The following is a 19,113-nucleotide window of genomic DNA, read 5'->3' on the forward strand; positions in this document are numbered from 1 at the left end:
GGATCCGGCTCACAGCAGGCCGTTACCGAGCACAGTCGCGGCAAGCCCGATCACCACCGGGACGATGCCCAAGGCGATGAACGCCGGCAGGAAACACAGCCCGAGTGGACCGCTGATCAGCACTCCCGCGCGTTCGGCTGCGGCAGCAGCAAGATCCTCGGCGTCACCTCGACTGCGCTCGGCGAGTTCGGCCATGGATGAGGACAGCGACGAACCCGAACGGGCGGAACGCCGAGCCATTCTGGCGAGCGCCTCGGTATCGGGATCGAGAGCGGCTTCGCTCCACGCGGCGTCGGGATCGGCACCGAGCGCCAGAAGGTCGGCGACGCGACGAAGCGAGTCGGCCATCGGTTTCGGTGCCGTCGACGCCATCGCTGTGATCGCGGCGGAGACGGGAAGCCCCGCTCGTAGGCAGGCCCCGAGAAGGTCGAGACTTGCGGCAACTGCGAGTGGATCCGGCTTGTCCGGGACTGGAACCGAATCTTCTGTTGTTGTGTCCGCGAAGAGAATTTCTGCCGCCCTGGCCGAAGCACCGCGACGAGCGGGAATGATCGCGAACGCCAACGCCATCATCGCCACGGATGCCCAACTCACGACGTGACCTTCGCAGTTATCCGGTCGGTCCAGAGCAGACCAGCTGAGACACAAGCGGTTCCGATCACCAGGAGCACGCCGCCGAGCCCACCTCCGAACAGCACGCGCAGCGGCGAAGCACCCATCAATTGCCCGAGACCGATCCCCAACAGCGGGAGAAAGGCCAACACCGCAGCGGTCGCCCGAGCGCCCGCCAACCCGGCCTCGGTACGCTGACGAAAGCGTCTACGTCCCAACATGTCCGTCCGGACGGCGCCGAGTAGTTCCGCCAGTGCCAGCCCGTGTTGGTCGGCGACCCGCCAGACGGATCCGATGCGGGAGAACTCACGCTCGATGCACGAATCCGGTACCGCGAAGGCCGCTGCGGCAGAACCACCGAGACGCGCCCTGGCCCCAGCGGAACGGAATACGGCACTCACTTCTCCGGTACATTCCTCGCCTGCAACAGAACTGGCCGCTGCAGGATGCGCGCCGACGCTCAGCTCGGCGATCAGCACCTCCAGACCGGAGAGCAGCATCTTCTGTGAGAGATCCCGGGTTTCGGCTGCATTCGCGCGTCGGCCACGGAGGATCAGGGTCCCGGCGAGGACGACAGCCGCACACCCTGCCGGAAGACCTCCGAGGATCCACGCGGCCGAAATCGCGAGAAATGCGGCGACGAACTGCCACCGAATCTGCCGGGAGGGCTTGCGGACGCTCGGGGTGTACGTAGCGAGCCGAGCACGTGAATCCCGCACCGGCGCAATCGAGACCGCCAACGCGAAGGCCAAGAGGGAAACCGTCACGTCCCGACCTCTCGATTGCGAAGCCGGAACATCCGCTCGAGCCGCTCACGACCCGAACCGCCGTCCGGCCACGCCTGCACGATTCGTACATACCCGTCCGCACCGCGGTCGATGACACCGATCTGTTCGAGACGCCTCGATCCGTCAGCCAATCTGTGCACGTGCAGGATCACTTGAACTGCCGCGGCAAGTTGACTGTGCAACGCGTGGCGATCCATCCCGCCGAGCGCCGCCAACGCCTCGAGTCTGGCCGGCACCTCTTCGGGCGAATTGGCGTGAACGGTGCCGGCGCCGCCGTCGTGGCCGGTGTTCATCGCCGTGAGCAGATCAGTCACCTCTGCGCCGCGGACCTCACCGACGACGATGCGATCGGGACGCATTCGTAGTGCCTGCCGAACCAGATCGCGCACCGTCACCTCTCCGACGCCCTCGACGTTGGGAGCTCTGGCGACGAGGCGGACGACGTGCGGATGCGGCGGCGCCAGTTCGGCCGCGTCCTCGACACAGACGATTCGCTCGCGCGGGTCGACCGCGCCGAGCATGGCGGACAACAACGTGGTCTTTCCCGCACCGGTCCCGCCGATCACCAGAAAAGCCAAGCGACAAGAAATGATGCGATTGAGGAGCTCCCGCGCGTCCGGTTCCACGGCGCCGTGGGCGGACAGCGCGTCGAGACCCTGGGTCGCGGGCCGCAACACTCGCAGTGACACGCAGGTTCCACCCTGGGCCACGGGTGCGAGTACGGCATGAAGTCGTACCCCGAAGTGCCCGTCGCCGACGCCCCGCAGGCGGCCGTCGACCCACGGTTGGGCGTCGTCGAGGCGTCGACCTGCCGACAGTGCCAACCGCTGCGCCAGTCGACGCACGGCTGCCTCGTCGGTGAACCGGACCCCCGACCTTTCGAGGCCGACCCCGCGGTCCACCCAGACCTGATCCGGCGCGGTCACCAGTACGTCGGCGACCCCGGGTTCGTGCAGTAGAGGTTCGAGCGGCCCCGCGCCTGTCAGTTCCGTCTGGAGCACCCTGACGACCTCCAACAGATCCGTGTCCGCCAGAACGCCGGAGGACTCGGCTCGCACGGCATCGGCAACGGTGGCCGCCGTCGGCTCGGCGACCGACGACGCCGTCAATCGCTCGCGAACTCGGTCGAGCAGTTCGGCCGTGACCAACGCACTCATGCCGCAGCCCTGCGCGGGCGTGCGCCGGATTCGACGGCGTCGAGTACCGCTGTTGCCGCCACACTCAACGGACAACCGCGGGTCAATTCGAGGCCACCACGCTCGAGCATCGGCGCTAGCGATCGGTGGCCGCGCATCACGGCCGTCAGGGGCAGGCCGAGCATGTCTGCCACATCGGCGCCGCGTAGGCCTCCCGGTGCCGGCCCACGCACGACGAGACCGACGTTGGAGTTGTGTCGCACCACCCAGGCTCCGACCTTCTCGGCCGCGACGCATGCGGCCACGGTGGCCGGAACCACCACGAGCACCGAATCCGACATCTCCAACACGGCCTGACCTACCTCGCTGGGATGACGTGGCACGTCGCAGACCACGAGCCCGCCGGAACTGCGACCTGCGTCCAGCACGGCGCGAACGGCGGTCACTGTCGGACCGTCGATCTCCCGGCGACTGCTCGCCAGAACCCTCAGAAACTTTCCCTTCGCCGGCAGTGCATCGCGCAGCGCATCCGGGGACAACCGCCCGCCCTCGACGGTCAGTGCACCCCAACGTAATCCGGGAGCAGTCTCGATACCCAACAGCACGTCGGCGCCGGAACCGAGTGCGTCGACGTCCACCAACAGCGTCGGGACGTGACGTGCCGCCGACGTCAACGCGACTGCCGCAGCAGTTGCCGAGGCTCCGCCGCCACCACAACCACCCACCACGCTCACGACGGTGCCGTCACCACTGACGTCTACGTGGTCGGCCAGAACTGCGACCAGCGCGTTCTCTTCCTCGGGCAAGGACAGAACGCTGTCGGCTCCGATCGCGGTGGCCCTCTTCCAATCGTCGACGGTCGGTGTTCCGTCGCACACGAGGAACACTCGCGTTCGCTTGGGGGAACGAGCCAGAGCATCTCGCGCCGCCGACGCGTCCAGTACCACCGCCGAGGCCCGGTTCCACTGTTGCCGGGACACGGGATGCTCGGCCTCGTCCAGCCGGCGGTCCACCGCGGCAGCGACGCGTCGCACGCTCGCGAGGATTTTCGCGTCGTCGACGAGAACCAGAATGGGAGCCCCGGTTTCCTGAGAGCTGATCGTCGTGTTCATGACTGCAGAGCCTGAACGAGCACCGGCACCGAAAACAGTGGGCCGAACAACCCTGTGGACAACTGGGAGGTTGGGGAGAAACAGGCCTGAGACAGAGGACGACCCCCGCCAATGGGGGGAGGAGGCGGGGGCCGTCTGAGTTCAGCCCCGGGGGGTCGGGCTGAACTAGTTCGAACGAATCGAACAGCAACGATCTTACACCCGCCATCGGCGAGAAATGCAAGCCTGAGCTGCACTGAACTGCTGTTTTTCGCCGAAAGAGGACGCTTGCCGAAGAGCACACGAATCGCCTGTCGGACTATCCTCAATCCTGTGACCGACAAGCCTGCGAACGGACTGAATACCGGGCGGACAGCCGCTTTCTTCGATTTGGACAAAACGATCATCGCGAAGTCGAGCACCCTGGCGTTCAGCAAGCCATTCTTCGCACAGGGTCTGATCAATCGACGCTCGGTTCTCAAGAGCAGCTATGCGCAATTCCTGTTTCTACTGTCCGGCGCCGATCACGATCAGATGGAGCGCATGCGCGAGCATCTGACGGCGATGTGTGCGGGCTGGGACGTGGAACAGGTGAAGGCCGTCGTCGCGGAGACTCTGCACGACATCGTCGATCCACTCGTCTTCGCCGAGGCGGCCGATCTGATCGCAGATCACAAGCTGCGTGGACACGACGTCATCGTCGTGTCTGCTTCGGGTGAAGAGATCGTCGCACCGATCGCCCGCGCCCTCGGCGCCACCCATTCCGTCGCGACGTCGATGAGGGAGGAAGACGGCCACTACACCGGCGAGGTGGACTTCTACTGCTACGGCCCCGGCAAGGTCGAAGCCATGGAAAAACTCGCCGCGGAGTACGGTTACGACCTCGCCGCCAGTTACGCCTACTCCGACTCGGTGACGGATTTACCCATGCTCGAGGCTGTCGGACATCCGACCGCAGTCAACCCCGATCGAGCGTTGCGCAAGGAAGCGGCCGTAAACGGTTGGCCCATACTGACTTTCTCGAATCCGGTCTCACTTCGTGCCCGATTGTCGGCCCAGTCCACGACCACGGTGGCCACTACCGCTGCGGTGGGAATCGCAGCTCTGGTGGCCGGCGCCATGACCTTCGGGCTACTGCGCCGGAAACGCTGAAATCCAAGGCCCACAAACAAAAATTGGTACTTGCTGTGAGCCCGGACACAGGGTACAAAGGAGTTACGGAAGAACGGAAGGCCAGGAACGGCTCGGAAGAGAAGGACCGTTTCCCCAACCGAAATTCCTAGCACGGGCACTAGGGCACCCACGCGGAGCACAAGCCACTATAAGGGCAGAAGCGTTGTGGGCCTGCGAGATTCGTTCAATTTGAGCGAGGACCCCGCACAGGTTGCGGGGACGACCTCAGAAAGTGCGATCCCTCGCCGAGGCCACCCACACAACCCACCGAGCACGCTTGGTAACGAGTAGTCCGTGCTGACGGGCGGCGAAGTCGATTTATCGGCAGCGCCGCCCGTTCGTTATGTTCCGGCAGGCGCAATTTGCCGGACTATCCGGTAGCGGCGTCGGCAATCGAAGTCGCCTCTCGCGCACCGGCTTCGAGAGCACCACAGCACAGAATCACCCAGCTGCCGACGCCCGCCGGATTTCCCGAAGCGAATCCTGCCGCGCCGTCCGTGTACGCCTGTGGCCGCCGAAGCCAACTGACCTCGGGGACCCCGAGATTGTGCGGATCCAGTCCCGACGAGACCGCAACCAGACGCGAGGCCGCGCGGGCGACGATGCCGTCAGCGGTGCCGAACGGGCTCAGCGCCAAGAGTTCTCCGTGTACGACGGCCGCCAGAATCGGTGCCGGTGCACTGGTTCCGCCTGTAACGAGTTGGGCGAGAGCGTCCAACCGCTCCCCCACTCCGCGATCCGACCGTGGCCGCCCCAGTTGATCTGCGTCCTCGACGAGATCCGCCGCGGCCAACAGGTGCAGCCGGGCCAGAGCCTGAAGTGGGGCTCGCTTCCACGTCGACTCCATGAGCGGAAGGCTGTCGCCGTCGAGAGCCTGAGCCACGCGCAGAGCACCCGCGAGAATCGGATCACCGGCCATGCCCTCGGCCGGCAATTCGGTGGTGCCTCCGGCGAGCGATGCGGAGGCTCGCGCGGCGCGAACCGCGGCTTCGGCGGCAGTGGTGGGCCAACCGCGACGGTTGGTCTTGTGCCGATGAACCTCACCCAGAGCGTCGCGCGCATGATCGGCGGCGGCGCGTACGCCTGGAAGATCGACGAGGGGCTGCAAGGGGTCCGTCACGATCAACGACGGTACCCTTGCAGCCCCTCTGCGGACTTGCCTACCTACCTGTTGCGTCAGCTTCCCAGCTTGATGGACCCACCGGGTATCGCGTCGAGCAACTTGCGGGTGTAGTCCTGTTGCGGATTACCGAACACGTCGTCGATCGGTGCCGATTCGACGATCGAGCCACGCGACATCACCAACACGTTGTCCGCGATCTGACGAACCACGGCCAGGTCGTGCGTGATGAAGAGGTACGTCAACCCGAACTCTGCCTGCAGGTCGTTGAGCAGGGTCAAGATCTGATCCTGCACGAGCACGTCGAGAGCGGAGACCGCCTCGTCGCAGATCACGACCTCCGGTTGCAAGGCCAGTGCTCGCGCGATGGCGACGCGCTGACGCTGTCCACCGGAGAGTTCGTTCGGGAACCGACGCATGACCGACTGCGGTAGACCCACCTTGTCGAGAAGTTCGCGGACGCGAGCCTCACGCTCGGCTTTGGTCCCGACCTTGTGGGTACGCAGCGGCTCCTCGATCGTGCGGTAGATCGAGTACATCGGGTCGAGTGTGCCGTAGGGGTTCTGGAAGATCGGCTGCACTCGACGACGGAACGCAAATGTTTCCTTCGCACCGAGTTTCGCCACGTCCTGACCGTCGAAGACCACGTTGCCTGCGGTGGGCTCGAGCAGACCGAGGACCATCTGCGCGACCGTCGACTTACCGGAACCTGATTCCCCGACGATCGCCGTCGTGGTTCCGCGGCGGACCTTGAAGGACACGTCGTTCACGGCTGTGAAGTCGGTGGTCTTGCGGAAACCCTTGCGCAGCTTGAACACCTTGGTCAGATGATCGACGACAAGAACGTCGTCGGTCGCCTTGCCGAAGGACTCTGCCGTACTTTCCTCGGCCTTCACCGCTTCGGCGACCTCTTCCGCCTGTTCGCGAATCTCGGCGCGTGCCACCGACGAGCTGAGCCGCTTCGACGCCAACGACGGCGCAGCCGCGACCAGCTTCTGCGTGTACGGATGCTGCGGGCGCTTCAGAATCTCCAGTGCCGGACCGGATTCGACGATACGACCCTTGCTCATCACGATCAGATGCTCGGCACGCTCGGCGGCCAACCCCAGATCGTGGGTGATGAGCAGAACGGCGGTGCCGAGTTCCGTAGTCAGACCGTCGAGGTGGTCGAGGATCTGACGCTGGACGGTGACGTCGAGCGCCGACGTCGGCTCGTCCGCGATCAGGAGCTTCGGACGAGCGGACAACCCGATCGCGATGAGTGCGCGCTGACGCATACCGCCCGAGAACTCGTGCGGGTACTGGCCCAACCGGCTCTCGGCTTCGGCGAGGCCGGCCTCCTCGAGCAGTTCGGCGGCCCGAACCTTGGCTGCCTTGCCCTTGGCAATTCCGTTGGCGGCCAGAGCTTCCTCGATCTGGAAGCCCACTTTCCACACGGGATTCAGATTCGACATCGGGTCCTGCGGAACCAAACCGATCTGGCTGCCCCGGATGTGGACGAAGTCCTTCTCCGAGACCTTCGAGATGTCCTTGCCGTCGAAGATGATCTCGCCTGCCGTCACCTTGCCGGTGCCGGGAAGCAGATTGATGATCGAGTGGGCGGTGGTGGACTTACCCGAACCCGATTCGCCGACGATCGCGACTGTCTGACCCGGGTAGACGGTCAGGCTGACGCCTCGAACTGCCGGAACCGGACCGGAATTGGATTGGAAAGACACCTCGAGATCACGAATCTCGAGCAACGGAGTTTCCTCCGAGGTGAGAGTTTCCTTGGTGGTCATCGTGCTCACCGCTTCCGCGACTTGGGATCGAGGGCGTCGCGCAGAGCGTCACCCATCATGATGAATCCGAGGACGGTGATCGCCAAAGCCGTTGCCGGGTAGAACAGAATGGTCGATCCCTGACGCAGCGTCACCTGAGCGTTGCTGATGTCGCCGCCCCACGAAACCTCGGTGGACGGAAGTCCGATACCGAGGAAGGACAGCGTCGCCTCGGCGACGATGTACGTGCCGAGCGAGATGGTGGCCACCACGATGATGGGCGCCAACGAGTTCGGGATGACGTGGCGGATCAGTGTCTTGAGCTTCGAGACACCCAACGCTTCCGAAGCCATGACGTAGTCGTTGTTCTTCGCCGAGATCACCGCGCCTCGAGCAATTCGTGCCATCTGCGGCCAACCGAAGAGTGCCAGGACGCCGACGACGGTCCAGATGGTGCGATCGGTGAACAGCTGCATCAGAACGATGGCAGCGAGGATCAGCGGGATACCGAAGAAGATGTCGGCGACGCGGGAGAGAATCGAATCGGTCCAGCCGCCGTAGAACCCGGACAGTGCACCGAAGATCACTCCGATCACCAGCACCGACGCCGTGACGCCGACGCCCACGAGTACGGATGCGCGAGCACCGTAGATGGTGCGCGAGTACACGTCACAGCCCTGGCGGTCGAAACCGAACCAGTGGCCGGAGGTCGGTCCCTGCATGCTGTAGGTGAGGTCGCAGAACCGCGGATCGGTACTCGTGAACAAGCCCGGAAACGCTGCGATGACGATGACCGCGAGGATGATGATCGTCGAGATGATGAACAGGGGGCGCTTGCGCAGATCGCGCCACGCGTCGGTCCACATACTCGTCGGCGCCTGATCGAGTTTGACGGCGTCCGTCTCCCCCGGTGCCGCAACTTCGGGCGGTGCCACGAAATGACTTTGCCGGACGGCGCGTCCGGTCTTCACGGTCTCAGACATAGCGGATCCTCGGATCGAGCGCGGCGTACAAGAGGTCGACGAGCAGATTTGCGATCAGGTAGATCACGATGAGAATGGTGACGAACGAAACCACCGTCGGCGCTTCACCTCTGGTCACGGCCTGGTAGATCGTGCCGCCGACGCCGTTGATGTTGAAGATGCCCTCGGTGACGATGGCGCCGCCCATCAACGTTGCGAGGTCGGCGCCCAGGAACGTGACCACGGGGATCAGCGAGTTGCGCAACACGTGCACGCGAACCACTCGTCCACGGGAAAGTCCCTTGGCGGTGGCAGTGCGCACGTAGTCGGCACTCAGGTTCTCCGCCACGGACGTTCGGGTCAGTCGCAGGACGTAGGCGAACGAGACCGAACCCAGAACCAGGGCGGGGAGCAGGAGATTCTTGAAGCTGGTGTTGCCACCGACCGTCGGCGGGACGATGCCCCATTTGACGCCGATGAAGAACTGAGCCAGGAAGCCGATCACGAAGATCGGGATGGCGATGAGAACGAGGCTGAACAGCAGGACGGTGCTGTCGAAGAATCCGCCCTTACGCAGGCCGGCGATGAGGCCGAAGCCGACACCGAAGACGGTCTCGACGATCAGTGCCATGAAGGCAAGTTTCATCGTGATCGGAAATGCCTGTGCCAGAACTTCACTGACAGGTCGTCCGGAGAACGACGTGCCGAAGTCCAGCGTGAAGATGCCCTTCAGGTACAGCAGGTACTGCTGATAGAAGGGGAGATCGAGGTGGTAGCGCTCCCGAAGCTGTGCTGCCACAGCCGGACTGAGCGCCTTGTCGCCCGCCAACGCGGCAATCGGATCACCGGGAAGCAGGAAGACCATGGCGTAGATCAGAAGAGTGGCCCCGAGAAAAACCGGGATCATTTGAAGCACTCGGCGACCGATGTACCAGAGCATCGGATCACCTCCTTGTCGATGATCGTGTACGTCAGCGGACAGTCCGGTGTGAACACGAGTTCGGGACGGCAGGCAGGGCGCCTGCCGCCCCGAACTCACGTTTCAGATGCGGATCGTTCTACGCGTCAGTTCTTTTCGATGTCTTCGTAGACCGGAATGCCGTTCCAGCTGATGGTCACGTTGGAAACGTTCTCCGACCATCCACTGGCTGCGTTGCGGTACCACGTCGGAATTGCAGGCAGGTCCTTGAGCAGCACTTCCTGAGCCTGATCGAGCAGTTCCTGAGCCTTCGCCTTGTCCGTCTGGCCGGCCGATTCGCGCAGGAGGCGGTCGAACTCGGGGTTGGAGTACTCACCGTCGTTGGAGCTGCCGCCGGTCTGGTAGTTCTGCGCCAGGAAGCCGTACTGCTGCGGGTAGTCACCCTGCCAGCCGGAGCGGAACGCGCTCTGGATGGTGCGGTCGGTGGCTTCGGTGCGGATCTGCGCAAAGGTGGCGTACTGCTTGCCCTTTGCGTCGATGCCGAGCGTGTTGCGGATGCTGTTCGCCGTGGCGTCGACCCATTCCTGGTGTCCGCCGTCGGAGTTGTATCCGATCTCGAAGCTGCCGGACCACGGAGCGATGGCGTCGGCCTTGGCCCAAGCGGCCTTGGCTGCCTCGGGGTCGAACTTCAGGTTGCCGTTACCGGTCAGCGAGTCGTTCCAACCCTCGATTGCGGGGCTGGTGAAGTCGAGTGCAGGCGTCCTGGTCTTGTTGAAGATCTGCTGCGTGATCTGATCGCGGTTGATCGCCATCGAGATCGCCTGACGGCGGAGCATGCCCTCTTCACCACTGAAGTGCGCCAGGCGCCCCGGGATCGTGAACGTCTCGATGGTTGCCGACGGCTGGTTGACCGTGCGACCGGCAAGATCCGACTCGAAGGTCGTGACCGCGCTCGGCGGGACCTGGTCGAGAACGTCGACGTTGTTGGCGAGGAGATCCGTGTACGCCGTGTCGAGGCTGTTGTACATGATGAAGTCGACGCCGGCGTTCTTCGGCTTGCGGTTGCCGTTGTAGTCCGGGTTCACGACCGTGTCGATGCGGACGTTGTGCTGCCACGCGCCGGCGCCGTCGAGCTTGTACGGGCCGTTGCCGACCGGGTTCTCGCCGAATGCGGTCATGTCCTTGAACGCGACCTCGGGCAGCGGGTAGTACGCCGTGAAACCGAGGCGATCGGGGAACGCCGACTCGGGCTGCTTGAGTTCGATGGTGAAGGTGGAGTCGTCCACAACCTTCAGACCCGACATCGTCTGTGCCGTCGGAACCTCGGCGGCAACTTCGTCGTAGCCCTTGATCGGATCGAAGAACGATGCCTGGATCTGGGCGTTGGTGGAGAGGGCTCCGAAGTTCCACGCGTCGACGAACGACTTCGCGGTGACGGGGGTGCCGTCCGTGAAGGTCCAACCGTCCTTGAGCTTGACGGTGAAGTTCTGACCGTCGGTGCTCTCGATGGACTCGGCAACCTCGTTCTCCGTACCGCCGTCTGCGGTGTACGAAACGAGACCGGCGAACAGGGAGTCGAGGACGCGGCCGCCCTGGTTCTCACTCGTGTTCGTGGGAATCAACGGGTTCTGGGGCTCGCCCGCCCAGGCGTTGACGACACCGCTGGACGATCCGCCCGACGAATCGCCGGACGAACATGCCGTGATCAGCACTGCCGTCATTCCGAGCGCGACCGCGCCGGTCGCTATGCGTGAGATACGCAAAGGAATTCCTTCCACATCTAAGTGACCCCGAGCATGCTCGCGGCCTGCCGACAGCCGTAACTGCCGGCGTCGTGTCGCCTACAACTGAAAGTGAACGTGACTTCGAGTTGTGGTCGAATAATGGTTTGACAATAGACACATCCGACGCGGGGCGCGCATCGCACCCATTGTCCGCAATTCCGAGGGAAATCTGTCCGCGCCCATTCACTCGTCGGCGGAAGCGACCACCCGTCGCATCAATTCGACCGATCGTCGCAGGACAACGGGTTGCAACGTGATGCAACGGTGCGTTTACGCGAGCTTGTGACTACCCTCACACGGAGTCAGAAAAGTGTCGATCAAAGTGGAAAGAAGGCCGTCAGCCATGACAAGCGCAGCCGAAACAGACGTCCCCCAGGCATATCCGCCGAGCGCAGAGTTCGCTGCGGCCGCCAACGCGGGACCGGAGTTGCAGGCTGCCGCAGATACCGACCGCCTCGCTTTCTGGGCGAATCAGGCTGAGCGCCTTCACTGGCACGAGAAATGGACCGACGTCCTCGACTGGACCGATGCCCCCGTCGCCAAGTGGTTCGTCGGCGGAAAACTCAACGTCGCCTACAACTGCGTCGACCGCCACGTCCTCGCCGGCAACGGCGACCGCGTCGCCATTCACTTCGAAGGCGAACCAGGCGATTCCCGCGACCTGACCTACAACGACCTCCTCGCCGAAGTCAGCCGCGCCGCAAACACTTTCACCGACCTCGGCCTCGTCGCCGGTGACCGCGTCGCGATCTACATGCCGATGATCCCCGAAGCGATCGTCACCATGCTCGCCTGCGCCCGCCTCGGCCTGACGCACTCGGTCGTCTTCGCCGGATTCTCCGCCACCGCCCTACGCTCGCGCATCGACGACGCCCAAGCCAAGCTCGTCGTCACCGTCGACGGCCAGTGGCGACGCGGCGCCGCAGCACCCATCAAAACAGCGGTCGACGAATCCGTCGCCGGAGCCGACTCCGTCCAGAACGTGTTGGTGGTCAACCGGACCGGCATCGACGTCGACTGGACCGACGGCCGCGACCTGTGGTGGCACGAAACCGTCGCACAGGCCTCACCCGAGCACGAGGCGCAGGCCTTCGACGCCGAGCATCCCCTGTTCATTCTCTACACCTCCGGCACCACCGGAAAGCCCAAGGGCATCATCCACACCTCCGGCGGCTACCTCACCCAGGCCTCGTACACCCACCACAACGTCTTCGATCACAAAGCGGGACAAGACGTCTACTGGTGCACCGCCGACATCGGCTGGGTCACCGGACACTCCTACATCGTCTACGGACCCCTCTCGAACGGCGTCACCCAGGTCGTCTACGAAGGCACCCCCAACTCCCCGAACGAGCACCGCCACTTCGACATCATCGAGAAGTACGGCGTCTCCATCTACTACACCGCACCCACCCTCGTGCGGACGTTCATGAAGTGGGGCCGCGAGATCCCCGACGCCCACGACCTGTCCTCGATCCGCCTCCTCGGATCTGTGGGCGAGCCCATCAACCCCGAAGCGTGGCGCTGGTTCCGAGAGGTCATCGGCGGCAACAAGGCACCCATCGTCGACACCTGGTGGCAGACCGAGACCGGCGCGATCATGATCTCCCCACTCCCCGGTATCACCGCCACCAAACCCGGATCCGCGATGGCCCCACTGCCCGGTATCTCCGCGAAGATCGTCGACGACGACGCCAAGCCCCTCGGCCCCGGCGGCAACGGCTACCTCGTCCTCGACGAGCCGTGGCCGGCGATGCTCCGCGGCATCTGGGGCGACATGGACCGCTACCGCGACACCTACTGGTCCCGCTACGCCGAAGAAGGCTGGTACTTCGCCGGTGACGGCGCCAAGTACGACGACGACGGCGCACTCTGGGTCCTCGGCCGCGTCGACGACGTCATGAACGTCTCCGGTCACCGCATCTCCACCTCCGAAGTGGAATCAGCACTGGTGAACCATCACGGAGTCGCCGAAGCCGCCGTCGTCGGTGCCGCCGACGAGACCACCGGACAGGGCATCGTCGCGTTCGTCATCCTCCGTGAAGGCGTCGAGAACACCGGCGACGTCCTCATCGCCGAACTCAAGGCTCAGGTCTCCACCGACATCAGCCCCATCGCCAAACCGCGTCAGATCACGATCGTGCCGGAACTGCCGAAGACCCGGTCCGGCAAGATCATGCGCCGCCTCCTGCGCGACGTCGCCGAAGGCCGCGACCTCGGAGACACCTCGACCCTGGTCGACCCCAAGGTATTCGACGCCATCCGCGGCAAGTAGGGCCTTCGGCCCCTGTGCGCCTTTTTGGTAGTCCCCACTACCGGAAAGGCACACAGGGGCGAAGCCCCTCTCGCAACTTCACTTCCTCTTTCGGCGTCAGCCAGGACTCCTCGGCTACGCGAATGTCTGCGGCAACCCGCTTGTGCAAGGACTTTCCGCGCGAGGAGAGAAACACGCGTACCTTCCGGCGATCGTCCTCACCGACCTCGCGGTAGATAAGCGCCAGCGAGACCAACTTGTCCGCAACTCGCGTCAGCGTCGGAGCCGGTGTTCCCGTTCGATCGCGCAGCTCAGCCATCGTCAGCCCCTCGGTCGACGCCAGGGCTTCGAGCGTCATCCAGTGATCAAGAGTGAGATTCTCTGCCGCCAGCGCCTTCTCCGCCGCTGCCGCGGCCATTCGAGCTGCTCGGACCAGCGCAGTCGTCAGCGACGCATCAAGAATTCCGGAGTCACTTTTTCCCACTGATCGCTCCCCCGCTGTTGCGCAGTTCACACTTCTCGGGCAATACTTTCAAATGAAATGATAGTAACCCAGGCCAGGCCGCTGACTCCCGATTCCGGCGGCGACGCATGAGCGCTACCGGCGCGCTCGAACGCGCGCGCAGCGCGGTGTGGCGCCTGGGCATGGTGCTTCCCCTTCAGGGGCCGGCCGGACTGTTCGGCCCCTCCTGCGAAGCAATCAGCGAATTGGCCGCCCGCGACCTCAACAACTCCGGTGGCGTACTGGGACGCGAAGTCCAGATCGAAGTGATCGACGGCGGCGCTTCGCCGAGCGTCGTCGCCGCCCGCGTGCAACAACTACTCGACGCCGGCGACATCGACGCCGTCAGCGGTTGGCACATCTCCTCGGTCCGCCACGCACTCGCACCCGTGGTCGCGGACCGCATTCCGTACTCGTACACCTCGCTCTACGAGGGCGGCGAGGTCAGATCCGGCATCTACTGCTCCGGCGAAACACCACGGCAGCAGATCGCGCCGGCGCTGAAGTGGCTGCGCGACAACGTCGGAGCGCGTAAGTGGTTTGTCGTCGGAGACGACTATATTTGGCCGCACAGCTCTCTCGGAGCCGTGAGGCAATTCGCCACCGAACTCGATCTCAGCCTTGTCGGCGGTTCGTTTGTCGACCTGGGGCGCGGAAACATGAAGCAGTTGGTCGAGACCGTCTCGAACTCCGGTTGCGACGGCGTGATCATGCTCCTCGTCGGCCAGGACGCCGTCGATTTCAACCGCGCCTTCGCCCGCCGCGGCCTCGACGAGTCGATGATCCGGTTCAGCCCGTTGATGGAAGAGAACATGCTGCTCGCGAGCGGGCCGAGGGCAACCCGCAACCTGTTTGCCTCCGCCGCGTACTTCCGTTCGATGGTCGACGGCAACTCCATGGATCTTCTCGGGCGCTACGTTGCACTGCACGGCGCGCACGCTCCGGCGCTGAACAATGCCGCCGAATCGTGTTACGAAGGGATACATACCCTTTCGGCCCTGGTTCGACGCGCCGACAGCACACATCCGCGTGACCTGGACGCCGTCGTCGAGGGTGCCGCGTACGACGGACCTCGCGGAACCGTCGAGTTTCGCGATCGCGTGGCACGACAGAAGATTCAGCTGGCCGTCGCCGACGGACTCGACTTCTCGATCATCGCCACCCTCTGAAACCTTCCCCTGAGATCCACCTCTTGACTTCTGTGGCGCGCATCACTTAGTTTCATTTGGAATCATTTCATTTGAAAGTAACCCGTCCCGAAAGTAACCGGAGGTGCCCGATGGGCAGTGTTGGTTTGCTTTACGTGGGAGCCGTCCTCTTCGTCAACGGACTGATGCTGCTCGGCACAGTTCCCGTTCGATCCGCCTCGGTCCTCAACCTCTTCGTCGGCGCACTTCAATGCGTCGTCCCCACCGTTTTGTTGATTCAGGCACAGGGAGATTCGAGTGCCGTCCTGGCGGCCTCAGGGCTCTACCTGTTCGGATTCACCTATCTCTACGTGGGCATCAGCAATCTCGCCGGCTTCGAGCCGGAAGGAATCGGGTGGTTCTCGCTGTTCGTCGCGTGCGCCGCGCTCGTGTACTCCTTCCTCTCTTTCACAGTGAGCAACGACCCCGTCTTCGGGGTCATCTGGCTCGCATGGGCAGCGCTGTGGACGCTGTTCTTCCTGGTACTCGGGCTCGGCCGCGAGAATCTCAGTCGCTTCACCGGCTGGGCAGCGGTCCTTCTGAGCCAGCCCACGTGCACGGTTCCCGCATTTCTGATCCTCACCGACAACTTCCACACCACACCCGCCGTCGCGGCCGGTTGGGCCGGAGCACTTCTGGTGCTCCTGGGCCTGGCCAAGATCCTCGCTGCACCCAAAACCGCAGTACCCCAATCCCGTCCAGTCTTCAACTGATCGACACAACCAAGGAGTGAAAGACAATGCGACACGGTGACATCTCCTCGAGCAACGACACAGTCGGCGTAGCAGTGGTCAACTACAAGATGCCCCGCCTGCACGATCGCGCCGGCGTCCTCGAGAACGCGCGCAAGATCGCCGACATGATGATCGGCATGAAGACCGGCCTCCCCGGAATGGATCTGGTGGTCTTCCCCGAATACTCCACGCAGGGAATCATGTACAACGAGGAGGAGATGTACGCGACAGCAGCCACCATCCCGGGCGACGAGACCGCGATCTTCTCCGCAGCGTGCCGCGAAGCCGACACGTGGGGAATCTTCTCCATCACCGGCGAACAGCACGAAGACCACCCGAACAAGCCCCCGTACAACACGTTGATCCTCATCGACAACAAGGGCGAGATCGTTCAGAGGTACCGAAAGATCCTGCCCTGGTGCCCCATCGAAGGGTGGTACCCGGGAGACACGACGTATGTCACCGAAGGCCCGAAGGGGCTGAAGATCTCGCTCATCATCTGCGACGACGGCAACTACCCGGAGATCTGGCGCGACTGCGCGATGAAGGGTGCAGAACTGATCGTCCGTTGCCAGGGATACATGTACCCCGCCAAGGACCAGCAGGTGATGATGTCCAAGGCAATGGCCTGGGCCAACAATTGTTATGTGGCAGTTGCCAATGCGGCCGGATTCGACGGCGTCTACTCCTACTTCGGACACTCCGCGATCATCGGATTCGACGGCCGGACGCTGGGTGAAACCGGCGAAGAAGAATACGGAATCCAGTACGCGCAGCTTTCCGTCTCAGCCATTCGCGACGCACGCGAGAACGATCAGTCCCAGAACCACATCTTCAAACTCCTCCATCGCGGCTACTCCGGTGTCCACGCAGCAGGTGACGGAGACAAGGGCGTCGCGGACTGCCCGTTCGAGTTCTACAAGCTGTGGGTCACCGACGCCCAGAAGGCTCAGGAACGCGTCGAGGCCATCACCCGAGACACAGTGGGTGTAGCGGATTGTCGCGTCGGAAACCTGCCGGTCGAGAAGACAATCGAAGCGTAAGGATCTCACTGTGCCTTATATCACCGACATGCTCCATGACCGGAACAGTGCAGCAGCACCACCGCCGGCCGAGGAACGAACCGAACCCGTACCGGTCGGGGCCTTCGACGCTCGCAAGCTCTCGAAAGCCCTGAGTTCCAAGATCGTCGGACAACAGGCCGCCGTCGACGCAGTGGTTCGTGCGATTTCGATCGCGCATGTCGGTGCCACGGATCCGACGCGTCCGCTCGCCAACATCCTTCTCGTTGGCCCGACCGGCGTCGGCAAGACGGAATTGGTGCGGCGCGTGGCCGCAGAACTACGGTCAGGACCCGATGATCTGTGCCGCATCGACATGAATGCTCTTGCGCAAGAGCATTATGCGGCGTCATTCTCCGGGGCTCCACCTGGATATGCCGGTAGCAAGGAGTCCTTCACGCTGTTCGACAAGAACACCGTCGAGGGCGATCCGTACACCCCCGGAATCGTCCTGTTCGACGAAGTGGAGAAGGCCGACCCCACCGTGCTGCGTGCGCTCCTGCAGGTCCTCGACAACGGCGAACTCCGGTTGGCGAACGGTCAGCAGAAGATCTCGTTCCGCAACAGCTACGTGTTCCTGACCTCGAATCTCGGCTCTGCTGCGGTGGCAGAACGTCGGCGATCCCACCTGCGGCAGCTCGCCGATCGCGTCCGGATCGATCGACCGCGCCATGGTCATCATCTGGTGCAACGCGCGTTGGAGAAGTTCTTCGACCCCGAATTCTTCAACCGCATCGACGAAACCGTGATCCTCGACGAGTTCGACGAACAGACCGCGGAACAAGTGACCCGTCTCGAGATCGACCTGATCACGACTCGGTTGGCCAGGAGAGGCATCGACGTCGAGGTGGAGGACAGCGCCGTCGCCCTGTTGCAACGGCGCGGGTTCGACCCGGTGTACGGAGCACGTGGCCTGCGCCGGACCATCCGGAACGTCTTGGCCGACCCAGTGGCCGCCGCCGTTCTCGACCTTCGGCCGGTCGGGACGCAACCACTCGCCTTGCAGGCGCGGGCAGTTGGTGATCAGATACAGGTAAAGAAAGTCCCATGAGTGCTCGCTCACGTTGCGGATCGAATCCGCAACGTGGGCGACACATTTCAAACATGTCCGCGTAACGCCACCTCCCTAGGTTGGGTGCCTGCACCACAAAGTGCACATGCACAGGCACCCAGGGGAAGTGACGTCATGACAGCAGTGAACGAGCAGGTGTCCGCCGGCGCACCGGACAGGGCAGATCTCGGTGAGAATGCCGCACTGAAGGAGACTTTGGAGGACTACACCCTCCGATTTGCGCCACGCAGCTACCGCAAATGGGGAACCGGCGTCGTCGCGACCTCCGCGCTCGGCGGAATCGCGTATCTCGCAGACTTCTCGATCGGCGCCAACATCGGCATCTCGTACGGCACCGGTAACGCATTGCTGGGCATCGCCGTGTTTGCCGTCGTCATCATGGCGACCGGCTTCCCACTTGCCTACTATGCCGCGCGATACAATATCGACCTCGATTTGATCACTCGCGGAAGCGGTTTCGGCTACTACGGCTCGGTGGTCACCAACGTCATCTTCGCGACGTTCACCTTCATCTTCTTCGCGCTCGAAGGTTCCATCATGGCCCAGGGTTTGAAACTGGGGCTCGGGATCCCACTCTCGATCGGCTACGCGGTCTCGACCCTGATGGTCATTCCACTGGTCATCTACGGAATGAAGGCTCTGGCAAAGCTCCAAGTGTGGACGACGCCTCTGTGGCTCGTCATGATGGTGCTGCCGTTCCTGTATCTGCTGTTCAAGCACCCTGATTCGGTGAGCGCGTTCTTCGCCTTCGGCGGTGAGGACGGCGCAAACGGCAAGGGCGTCAACTTCGGATCGGTGATGCTGGCCGCGGGTGTCTGCTTGTCGCTGATCGCACAGATCGCCGAGCAGATCGACTACCTACGCTTCATGCCGCCCAAGACGCCGGAAAACACCCGCCGTTGGTGGGCTGCAGTAATTCTCGCGGGGCCCGGCTGGGTCATCTTCGGCGCGTTCAAGC

Annotated in this window: 17 protein-coding genes; 7 read left to right on the forward strand and 10 right to left on the reverse strand. The window is 63.5% G+C overall.

The features are described from left to right. Nucleotides 1–9 precede the first annotated feature (9 nt). The 4 genes from ACYP01_RS25735 to ssd are packed head-to-tail and all read right to left on the reverse strand — an operon-like array spanning nucleotide 10 to nucleotide 3,648. Nucleotides 10–594, reverse strand: coding sequence for a type II secretion system F family protein (locus ACYP01_RS25735; RefSeq protein WP_459683057.1), 585 nt, complete (start codon nucleotides 592–594; stop codon nucleotides 10–12). Further along, nucleotides 591–1,379, reverse strand: coding sequence for a type II secretion system F family protein (locus tag ACYP01_RS25740; protein ID WP_064443037.1), 789 nt, complete (start codon nucleotides 1,377–1,379; stop codon nucleotides 591–593). The genes ACYP01_RS25735 and ACYP01_RS25740 overlap by 4 nt, the downstream gene beginning before the upstream one ends. Continuing rightward, nucleotides 1,376–2,557: a TadA family conjugal transfer-associated ATPase gene (locus ACYP01_RS25745; RefSeq protein ID WP_459683058.1), complete on the reverse strand. Its 1,182-nt coding sequence runs from the start codon at nucleotides 2,555–2,557 to the stop codon at nucleotides 1,376–1,378. Before ACYP01_RS25745 ends, ACYP01_RS25740 begins: the two co-directional genes overlap by 4 nt. Continuing rightward, nucleotides 2,554–3,648, reverse strand: coding sequence for a septum site-determining protein Ssd (gene ssd / locus ACYP01_RS25750; protein ID WP_459683059.1), 1,095 nt, complete (start codon nucleotides 3,646–3,648; stop codon nucleotides 2,554–2,556). Before ssd ends, ACYP01_RS25745 begins: the two co-directional genes overlap by 4 nt. A gap of 312 nt (nucleotides 3,649–3,960) precedes the next feature. Between ssd and ACYP01_RS25755 the strand changes: the two genes are divergently transcribed. Then, nucleotides 3,961–4,779 (forward strand): HAD-IB family hydrolase, encoded by an 819-nt coding sequence (locus tag ACYP01_RS25755; RefSeq protein WP_003946123.1) that lies wholly within the window; start codon nucleotides 3,961–3,963, stop codon nucleotides 4,777–4,779. A 391-nt stretch (nucleotides 4,780–5,170) separates the two neighbouring features. Here ACYP01_RS25755 and ACYP01_RS25760 read toward each other — a convergent pair whose 3' ends face one another. From ACYP01_RS25760 to ACYP01_RS25780, 5 genes are all read right to left on the reverse strand, one after another. Next, nucleotides 5,171–5,920 (reverse strand): Fic family protein, encoded by a 750-nt coding sequence (locus ACYP01_RS25760; protein ID WP_459683060.1) that lies wholly within the window; start codon nucleotides 5,918–5,920, stop codon nucleotides 5,171–5,173. A 56-nt stretch (nucleotides 5,921–5,976) separates the two neighbouring features. Beyond that, the gene (locus tag ACYP01_RS25765) at nucleotides 5,977–7,701 is read right to left on the reverse strand and encodes a dipeptide ABC transporter ATP-binding protein (protein ID WP_116058234.1); all 1,725 of its coding nucleotides are present in this window, start codon (nucleotides 7,699–7,701) and stop codon (nucleotides 5,977–5,979) included. Nucleotides 7,702–7,706: 5 nt separating this feature from the next. After that, nucleotides 7,707–8,663 carry an ABC transporter permease gene (locus ACYP01_RS25770; RefSeq protein WP_003946092.1) on the reverse strand — a complete coding sequence of 319 codons (957 nt, stop codon included), beginning with the start codon at nucleotides 8,661–8,663 and terminating at the stop codon, nucleotides 7,707–7,709. After that, complete coding sequence (locus ACYP01_RS25775; RefSeq protein WP_003946101.1) at nucleotides 8,656–9,582, reverse strand: ABC transporter permease; 927 nt, start codon at nucleotides 9,580–9,582, stop codon at nucleotides 8,656–8,658. Before ACYP01_RS25775 ends, ACYP01_RS25770 begins: the two co-directional genes overlap by 8 nt. 125 nt (nucleotides 9,583–9,707) lie before the next feature. Continuing rightward, on the reverse strand, nucleotides 9,708–11,324 hold the full coding sequence (locus ACYP01_RS25780) for a peptide ABC transporter substrate-binding protein (RefSeq protein ID WP_037132624.1): 1,617 nt from the start codon (nucleotides 11,322–11,324) through the stop codon (nucleotides 9,708–9,710). 364 nt (nucleotides 11,325–11,688) lie between these two features. Between ACYP01_RS25780 and acs the strand changes: the two genes are divergently transcribed. Continuing rightward, nucleotides 11,689–13,620 carry an acetate--CoA ligase gene (gene acs / locus ACYP01_RS25785; protein WP_459683061.1) on the forward strand — a complete coding sequence of 644 codons (1,932 nt, stop codon included), beginning with the start codon at nucleotides 11,689–11,691 and terminating at the stop codon, nucleotides 13,618–13,620. A gap of 37 nt (nucleotides 13,621–13,657) precedes the next feature. Here acs and ACYP01_RS25790 read toward each other — a convergent pair whose 3' ends face one another. Beyond that, nucleotides 13,658–14,083 (reverse strand): MarR family transcriptional regulator, encoded by a 426-nt coding sequence (locus tag ACYP01_RS25790; RefSeq protein ID WP_003946121.1) that lies wholly within the window; start codon nucleotides 14,081–14,083, stop codon nucleotides 13,658–13,660. Between the two features lie 107 nt (nucleotides 14,084–14,190). Here ACYP01_RS25790 and ACYP01_RS25795 point away from each other — a divergent pair, with 107 nt between their 5' ends. From ACYP01_RS25795 to ACYP01_RS25815, 5 genes are all read left to right on the forward strand, one after another. After that, nucleotides 14,191–15,270, forward strand: a complete 1,080-nt coding sequence (locus ACYP01_RS25795; RefSeq protein WP_221742616.1) for a substrate-binding domain-containing protein — start codon at nucleotides 14,191–14,193, stop codon at nucleotides 15,268–15,270. Nucleotides 15,271–15,380: 110 nt separating this feature from the next. After that, entirely contained in the window at nucleotides 15,381–16,001 is a 621-nt protein-coding gene (locus ACYP01_RS25800) for an AmiS/UreI family transporter (RefSeq protein ID WP_065351835.1), read from the forward strand. A 26-nt stretch (nucleotides 16,002–16,027) separates the two neighbouring features. Beyond that, on the forward strand, nucleotides 16,028–17,065 hold the full coding sequence (locus tag ACYP01_RS25805; RefSeq protein ID WP_003946093.1) for an aliphatic amidase: 1,038 nt from the start codon (nucleotides 16,028–16,030) through the stop codon (nucleotides 17,063–17,065). 10 nt (nucleotides 17,066–17,075) lie between these two features. Next, a complete protein-coding gene (locus tag ACYP01_RS25810) occupies nucleotides 17,076–18,134 on the forward strand; it encodes an AAA family ATPase (RefSeq protein WP_459683062.1) in 1,059 nt (352 codons plus the stop codon). Nucleotides 18,135–18,269: 135 nt separating this feature from the next. Continuing rightward, a partial coding sequence (locus ACYP01_RS25815; protein ID WP_459683063.1) for a purine-cytosine permease family protein occupies nucleotides 18,270–19,113 on the forward strand: 844 nt, incomplete at its 3' end.

The organism is Rhodococcus sp. no. 34, assembly GCF_054589475.1.